The 6,077-nt window shown below is 72.7% G+C and carries 5 protein-coding genes; all 5 read left to right on the top strand.

All coding sequences use genetic code 11. The features are described from left to right. Positions 1-229, top strand: a 229-nt coding sequence (locus tag ACFTZL_RS39605; protein WP_382593778.1) for a sortase domain-bontaining protein, incomplete at its 5' end; no start/stop codon positions are given. A 183-nt stretch (positions 230-412) separates the two neighbouring features. Continuing rightward, positions 413-1,741 carry an ABC transporter ATP-binding protein gene (locus ACFTZL_RS39600; RefSeq protein WP_382593775.1) on the top strand — a complete coding sequence of 443 codons (1,329 nt, stop codon included), beginning with the start codon at positions 413-415 and terminating at the stop codon, positions 1,739-1,741. A gap of 130 nt (positions 1,742-1,871) precedes the next feature. Continuing rightward, entirely contained in the window at positions 1,872-3,260 is a 1,389-nt protein-coding gene (locus ACFTZL_RS39595) for an aldehyde dehydrogenase family protein (RefSeq protein WP_382593771.1), read from the top strand. Between the two features lie 22 nt (positions 3,261-3,282). Then, complete coding sequence (locus ACFTZL_RS39590; protein WP_382593768.1) at positions 3,283-4,365, top strand: Zn-dependent alcohol dehydrogenase; 1,083 nt, start codon at positions 3,283-3,285, stop codon at positions 4,363-4,365. 190 nt (positions 4,366-4,555) lie between these two features. Then, on the top strand, positions 4,556-5,929 hold the full coding sequence (locus tag ACFTZL_RS39585; RefSeq protein ID WP_382593765.1) for an MFS transporter: 1,374 nt from the start codon (positions 4,556-4,558) through the stop codon (positions 5,927-5,929). Positions 5,930-6,077: the final 148 nt, after the last annotated feature.

Genomic DNA, 6,077 nt, shown 5'->3' with positions numbered 1-6,077 from the left:
GCTGAAGCGCGGCCGGGTCGTCAAGGCCCGCCGCGCCGACGGGCGGACCGCCGTCTACACGGTCGACGCGATCAAGTCGTACGAGAAGGAGCGATTCCCGAGCCAGGAGGTGTACGGCGCCCGGGGCCGCCCCGAGCTGCGTCTGATCACCTGCGGCGGTGCCTACGACCGACGGAAGGGCTACTCCGGGAACGTCGTGGTCTTCGCCCATCTCACCGCGATCCGCTGACGCCCTGGCCGAAATCAGGCCGTCCGCCTTCTCACCAGATGGACCGCAGCCCCCGATCCCGCCCGGTGTCTTCCCCAGGCCGCGCACATTCCGTTAACTTCCGTGACCCACAGCCCCGTACGAACCGCACGGGGCTTCCGACCCGCGGAGCACCAGCGCCCTGAAGACCCCTCGGGGGCACTCATGACACGCGCCATCTCCCTGCACGACGTGAGCAAGGCCTACACGCGAGGCGCCCGCGTGGTGGACCGGCTGTCGCTGGACATCACCCCGGGCGAGTTCCTCGTGCTGCTCGGCCCGTCCGGCTGCGGCAAGTCGACCGTGCTCAGGATGATCGCCGGGCTGGAGGAGATCGACGAGGGCGAGCTGCTGCTCGACGGCGAGTACGCCAACGACCTGCCGCCGTCCGGCCGGGACATGGCGATGGTTTTCCAGAACTTCGCCCTCTACCCGAACATGACCAGCCGGGCCAACATCGGCTTCCCGCTGCGCATCGAGGACCCCGGCACGGACCCCCGCCCGCGCGTGGACGCCACCGCCCGCATGCTGGGCATCGAGGACCTCCTCGACCGCCTGCCCGCCCAGCTCTCCGGCGGCGAACGCCAGCGCGTCGCCATGGGCCGGGCCATCGCCCGCCACCCCTCCGCCTTCCTGATGGACGAGCCGCTGTCCAACCTCGACGCCAAGCTCCGCACCCATCTGCGGGCTGAGATATCCCAGCTCACCGGGGAGCTGGGCGTCACCACGGTCTACGTCACCCACGACCAGGCCGAGGCCATGTCGCTCGGCGACCGGGTCGCCGTGCTGCGCGGCGGTGTGCTCCAGCAGGCCGACAGCCCGCGCGTGGTGTACGCGCTGCCCAGCAACGTCTTCGTCGCCGCGTTCATCGGCACCCCGCGCATCAACCTCCTGCGGGGCCTGGTGCGTGCCCCGCTGGACGGCGCGATGACCATCAGCCTCGGCAAGCAGTTCCTGCGCCTGCCCGAACCGCTCTCCCTGGACCACCAGTTGCTGCGGGTCCAGCAGGGCCGCGAGGTCATCGTGGGCCTGCGCTCGGAAGCCGTCCGGATCGCCAAGCACTCCTCGGCCCGTCCCGGCGAGGTGCCGATCACCGGCCTGGTCGAGCATGTGGAGTTCCAGGGGCACGAGATCCTCGTCCACTTCAACACCGGCTCCAGCCCCGCCGTCGTCCCCGACCTGGAGGCTCCGCGCCCCCGCCCCGGCCGCCCCGCCCGGCGGCGCCGCCGCGAGGGCTCGGTGCTCACCCGGCTGCGGGAGCGGTCCACAGCCGGGCGGGCCGGACCCGTGGTCGCCCTGGACCACCCCGAGGCCGCCGCCCCCGCCGAACCCCGCCTGCCCGGGGACCTCATCGTCCGCACCACCCCGGACCTGGCCCTCCGGCACGGCATGCAGGTGCCGCTCCTCGTCGACCTCGCCCACCTCTTCGTCTTCGACCAGAACGGCGACCGCATCTGTCCGCACCCGGCGCGCCTGCCCGACCTGGGGGAGTGAGGAGCCGCACACCCGGGCGGGGCCCGCCCCGTGCTGTGATGACCGGCGTGACCGGGACGTCTGGCGTCAGAAAACTATCGCCGCTAGTTTATGTGCCGGACGACGACGCCCCGCCCCCGGAGGAAGCGCGATGAAGGCACACGACGGCATGTACATCGGGGGCGCCTGGCGCCCCGCCGCCGGCCAGGACGTGATCGAGGTCGTGAACCCGGTCGACGAGCAGGTCATCGGCACGGTCCCGGCGGGCACCGCCGAGGACGTCGACACCGCCGTATTGGCCGCCCGCGCCGCCCTCGCGGACTGGGCCGCGACCCCGCCCGCCGAGCGTGCGGCGCGCCTGGCCGCCCTCCGGGACGTGCTCGTGGCCCGCGCCGACGAGATCGCCGAGACGGTCACGGCCGAACTCGGCTCGCCCCTGAAGTTCTCGCAGGCCGTCCACGCGGGCGTGCCGATCGCGGTCGCGGGCTCCTACGCCGAGCTGGCGGCGACGTACGCCTTCGAGGAGAAGACCGGCAACTCGGTCGTGCACCACGAGCCGGTCGGTGTCGTGGCCGCGATCACGCCCTGGAACTACCCCCTGCACCAGATCGTCGCCAAGGTCGCCCCGGCCCTCGCGGCGGGCTGCACGGTCGTCGTGAAGCCCGCCGAGGACACGCCGCTGGTCGCCCGCCTGTTCGCCGACGCGGTGCACGAGGCCGGGATCCCGGCGGGCGTCTTCAACCTGGTCACCGGCCTCGGCCCGGTCGCCGGCCAGGCCCTCGCCGAACACCCCGGCGTCGACCTGGTCTCCTTCACCGGCTCCACCGCCGTCGGCCGGCAGATCGCCGCGATCGCCGCCGGGCAGGTCAAGAAGGTCGCCCTCGAACTGGGCGGCAAGTCCGCCAACGTCATCCTCCCGACCGCCGACCTGGCCAAGGCGGTCAACGTCGGGGTCGCCAACGTCATGTCCAACTCCGGGCAGACGTGCAGCGCCTGGACGCGCATGCTCGTCCACCGCGAACGGTACGAGGAGGCCGTGGAACTCGCGGCCGCGGCCGCCGCCAAATACGGGGACCGCATCGGCCCCGTCGTCAACGCCAAGCAGCAGGCCCGGGTGCGCGGCTACATCGAGAAGGGCCTGGCGGAAGGCGCCCGCCTGGTCGCCGGCGGCCCCGAATCCCCGCACGAGACGGGCTACTTCGTCAGCCCGACCGTCTTCGCCGACGTCACCCCGGACATGACCATCGCCCAGGAGGAGATCTTCGGCCCTGTCCTGTCGATCCTCCCCTACGACGACGAGGAGGACGCCCTGCGCATCGCCAACGGCACGGTCTACGGCCTGGCCGGCGCCGTCTGGGCCGGTGACGAGACCGAGGCCGTGGCGTTCGCGCGCCGGATGGAGACCGGCCAGGTCGACATCAACGGCGGCCGGTTCAACCCCCTCGCGCCCTTCGGCGGTTACAAGCAGTCGGGCGTGGGGCGCGAACTCGGCGTGCACGGCCTGGCCGAGTACCTCCAGACCAAGTCCCTCCAGTTCTAGAACCAGGGGAGTCCCTTCCGTCATGGCTGTCCGCGCCGCCGTTCTGCCCGCCGTCGGATCCCCGCTGGAGATCACCGGCATCGACCTGCCGGACCCCGGACCCGGACAGGTCCGCGTCCGGCTCGCCGCCGCCGGGGTCTGCCACTCCGACCTGTCCCTGTCCGACGGGACCATGCGCGTCCCCGTCCCCGCCGTCCTCGGCCACGAGGGCGCCGGCACGGTCGTCGCCGTCGGCGAGGGCGTCACCCACGTCGCGCCCGGCGACGGGGTCGTCCTCAACTGGGCCCCGTCCTGCGGCGCCTGCCACGCCTGCTCGCTCGGCGAGGTCTGGCTGTGCGCCAACGCCCTGAACGGCGCCGCCGACGTCTACGCCCGCACCGCCGAGGGCACCGACCTCCACCCCGGCCTGAACGTCGCCGCGTTCGCCGAGGAGACGGTCGTGTCCGCCGCCTGCGTCCTGCCCGTGCCGCAGGGCGTCCCGCTCATCGACGCGGCCCTCCTCGGCTGCGCCGTCCTCACCGGCTACGGCGCCGTCCACCACTCGGCGCAGGTCCGGCCGGGCGAGACGGTCGCGGTGTTCGGCGTCGGGGGAGTGGGCCTCGCCGCCCTCCAAGCGGCCCGGATCGCGGGCGCCTCGAAGATCGTCGCGGTGGACGTCTCCGCCGAGAAGGAGGAACTGGCCCGGGCGGCCGGCGCCACCGACTACGTCATCGCCTCCGAGAACACCGCCCGCGAGATCCGCGCCCTCACCGGCAAACAGGGCGTGGACGTCGCCGTCGAGTGCGCCGGCCGCGCGGTCACCATCCGCACGGCCTGGGACTCCACCCGGCGCGGCGGCCGCACCACGGTCGTCGGCATCGGCGGCAAGGACCAGCAGGTCACCTTCAACGCCCTGGAGATCTTCCACTGGGGCCGCACCCTCTCCGGCTGCGTCTACGGCAACTCCAACCCGGCCGAGGACCTCCCGGTGCTCGCCGAGCACGTCCGGGCGGGCCGCCTCGACCTGAGCGCGCTGGTGACGGAGCGGATCTCCCTGGAGGGCATCCCGGCCGCGTTCGAGAACATGCTGGCGGGCAAGGGCGGCAGGGCCCTGGTCGTCTTCTAGCCCGGTTCCCCCGCGCCCCGGCCTCCGCGCGAGGCCGGGGCCTCAGGCATGCCCGCCCGCACAGTGGGTGCCAAGTACAGGTAAAAGTCCTGGTGCGCGACCCGTTGACGTCCATACCGTCCGGTCAGTACGTTCCCCGAACCCGACCCACCCCCCGTTCCGTCCCCGCACCCATCGGAGCGTGCACCGCATGGACACGGCACCTTCCGCTCAGCCCGCCACCACCACCCCGGCCGCCGGCAATCGCCGCCGGGTAGCCACCGCGGCAGCGCTCGCCTCGGCAGTCGAGTGGTACGACTACTTCGTCTTCGGCATCGCCGCGGCTCTCGTTCTCGGCGATCTCTACTTCCCCGCGGGCAGCCCCACCGCCGGCGTCCTGGCCTCGTTCGCCACCTTCGCCGTCGGCTTCCTCGCCCGCCCCATCGGCGGCATCGTCGCCGGCCACCTCGGCGACAAGCGCGGCCGCAAGCCGATGCTGGTCCTCGCCCTCACCCTGATGGGCGTGGCCACCACCGGCATCGGCCTGCTGCCGACGTACGACACGATCGGCGTCGCGGCCCCGATCCTGCTGGTCCTGCTCCGCGTCGCCCAGGGCGTCGCCGTAGGCGCCCAGTGGGGCGGCGCGATGCTGATGGCCACCGAGTACGCCCCCGAGGGCAAGCGCGGCATCTACGGCAGCTTCGTCCAGCTCGGCGTCCCCATCGGCGTGGTGACCGCCAACACGGTGTTCCTGCTGGCCGGCGCGTTCACCACCGACTCCGAGTTCGCGGCCTGGGCCTGGCGTGTGCCGTTCCTCGTCGGCCTGCTCGTCCTCGTGCTCGCCTGGTACATCCACACCCGCGTCGAGGAGACCCCCGAATTCCGGGAGGCGGAGAAGAAGCTGGCCGAGAAGGAGAAGGGCGAGCAGTCCTCTCCGCTGCGCACGATCCTGCGCGGCCACCTCGGTACGGTGCTCCTCGCCGGCGGTTCCTTCGCCGTGAACACGGCGACCTTCTACATCATCATCACCGGCGTGCTCGACTACACGACCCGCGAACTCGGCATGAAGAAGAGCGCCGTCCTCATGGTCTCGCTGTGCATCAGCCTCACCCAGCTCGTGCTGATCCCGGCCGCCGCCGCGCTCTCCGACCGGGTCGGCCGCATCCGGATCTACGCCATCGGCGCGGTCGGCATCGCGCTGTGGGCCGTACCGCTCTTCCTGCTGATCGACACCGGCTCGCTGCTGTGGCTCGCGGTCGGCACATTCGTCGCCAGCTGCTTCCTGAGCATCATGTACGGCCCCCAGGCCGCCCTGTTCGCGGAGCTGTTCACGCCCGAGATGCGCTACACCGGCGCCTCCCTCGGCTACCAGATCGCGGCCGTCGCCGGCGGCGGGCTCGCGCCCTTCGTCATGGTGCTGCTGCTGGAGGCGACGGGCACCTCGATGGCCGTGTCCGGCTACATCATCGTGCTCTCGGTGATCGCACTGGTCTCGATCAAGGTCCTCGCGGACCGTGCGCGTGCGGCGGAAACCGCGGCGGAACCCGCGGCCGAACCGGCGGCGGAGGCCGAGTCAGCGGGCTGAGTCCGCGGCCTCCTCGGGCCGGGGCTCCGGAGCCGCTCCCGGAGCCCCGCCCCGAGCCGCCGCCCGCGACCGCGACCCGGTCCGGGACACCGCGCCACCCGCCCGGCACACCACACCCCCCACCCGGGTCAGCCGCCCCCGCCCCACC

This window comes from Streptomyces sp. NPDC056948 (assembly GCF_042674225.1).
In the GTDB taxonomy this organism is placed as follows: domain Bacteria; phylum Actinomycetota; class Actinomycetes; order Streptomycetales; family Streptomycetaceae; genus Streptomyces; species Streptomyces purpurascens.
The sequence above is the reverse complement of the archived record's forward strand: the minus strand, read 5'-3'. Positions and strand labels throughout refer to the sequence as shown.